General features: G+C 53.9%; 1 rRNA gene. It reads right to left on the bottom strand.

Going from position 1 to position 1442, the window contains the following annotated elements:
• A 16S ribosomal RNA gene (locus BHAP_RS11355) occupies positions 1-1107 on the bottom strand; the annotation flags it as partial.
• Between the last annotated feature and the right edge of the window lie 335 nt (positions 1108-1442).

Below are 1442 nucleotides of genomic sequence, written 5' to 3'. Positions count from 1 at the left end.
ACATAAGGCAAGGGTTGCGCTCGTTGCGGGACTTAGCCCAACAACTGACGAAGCGCGCTCAGGACTACAATGCACCAGCTGTGAACACACCACGAAGGGAAACGCCAGCTCTGAGGTCGTCGGGAACATGTCAAGCCCAGGTAAGGTTCTTCGCGTTGCATCGAATTAATCCGCATGCTCCGCCGCTTGTGCGGGCCCCCGTCAATTTCTTTGAGTTTTAGCCTTGCGGCCGTACTCCCCAGGCGGGATGCTTAACGCGTTAGCTCCGACACAGAACACGTGGAACGTGCCCCACATCCAGCATCCACCGTTTACAGCGTGGACTACCAGGGTATCTAATCCTGTTCGCTCCCCACGCTTTCGCTCCTCAGCGTCAGTAACGGCCCAGAGACCTGCCTTCGCCATTGGTGTTCCTCCCGATATCTACACATTCCACCGTTACACCGGGAATTCCAGTCTCCCCTACCGCACTCCAGCCCGCCCGTACCCGACGCAAACCCACCGTTAAGCGATGGGCTTTCACACCAGACGCGACGAACCGCCTACGAGCTCTTTACGCCCAATAAATCCGGATAACGCTTGCACCCTACGTATTACCGCGGCTGCTGGCACGTAGTTAGCCGGTGCTTATTCACAAAGTACACTCAACAATAAAGCCTTGCTCCCTTGTAAAAGAGGTTTACAACCCGAAGGCCTCCATCCCTCACGCGGCGTCGCTGCATCAGGCTTGCGCCCATTGTGCAATATTCCCCACTGCTGCCTCCCGTAGGAGTCTGGGCCGTATCTCAGTCCCAATGTGGCCGGTCGCCCTCTCAGGCCGGCTACCCGTCAAAGCCACGGTAGGCCATCACCCCACCGTCAAGCTGATAGGACGCGACCCCATCCCATACCGCAAAAAAGCTTTCCCACAATCACATGCGATCATGTGGAACATTCAGTATTACCACCCGTTTCCAGGAGCTATCCCAAAGTACAGGGCAGGTCAGTCACGCATTACTCACCCGTTCGCCACTCTCACCCCAAGCAAGCTTGAGGATCCCGTTCGACTTGCATGTGTTAAGCACGCCGCCAGCGTTCATCCTGAGCCAGAATCGAACCCTCCACAAAAAAATGAAAAGACTCAACAAAGACTCTCAAAAACAAAAATTGACAATCGTCCTATAAGGAAGGACGTTCGCACAAAAACCCCAACCCCCATCAAACCCTCCCAGGTACTCCAACAAAACCATTGAAGCGGGAATTGGACTGGCAATCACAAACATAAAGAAGTAGTACAAACACGCTCTTGAGTTCTCAAACCACCACCACTCGACCAACTCTCAACCCTCAAGCACTGACCGGCAGCGAGTAGATAACTTACACGACAACGAACACAAACGCAAATCAACACAACAAACAACACCCAAAAACGTTGCAAACACACGACTCCCTCGGCGTGTCGC

Origin of the sequence: Bifidobacterium hapali (genome assembly GCF_002259755.1) — a bacterium.
Taxonomy (GTDB): Bacteria; Actinomycetota; Actinomycetes; order Actinomycetales; family Bifidobacteriaceae; genus Bifidobacterium; species Bifidobacterium hapali.
The sequence above is the reverse complement of the archived record's forward strand: the minus strand, read 5'-3'. Positions and strand labels throughout refer to the sequence as shown.